Annotated in this window: 1 pseudogene; it reads left to right on the forward strand. The window is 43.9% G+C overall.

The window, feature by feature from the left end:
• A pseudogene (locus AB4486_RS27745) lies at nucleotides 1-287 on the forward strand (carboxypeptidase M32); the annotation flags it as partial.

A 287-nucleotide genomic window follows, 5' to 3' on the forward strand; every position in this document is an offset into this window, starting at 1 on the left:
CCACTGGACAGAGAGCAAATGTACAGTGCATAACTACAAAGATGGATGCTTACAAGACATTCACTGGACTCAAGGTGCATTCGGTTACTTCCCGTCATACACGTTAGGCGCAATGTATGCCGCACAGTTCATGGCAGCTATGAAGAAGACTGTTGATGTAGATGGTGCTATATGTACTGGGGAATTGTCGCCAATCTTTAATTGGCTATCAGAGAAGATCTGGAGTAAAGGCAGTTTGCTAACCACCGATGAACTAGTGAAACAAGCAACTGGTGAGACTTTAAATG

Origin of the sequence: Vibrio sp. 10N.222.55.C6 (genome assembly GCF_041473395.1) — a bacterium.
GTDB lineage: Bacteria > Pseudomonadota > Gammaproteobacteria > Enterobacterales > Vibrionaceae > Vibrio > Vibrio crassostreae_C.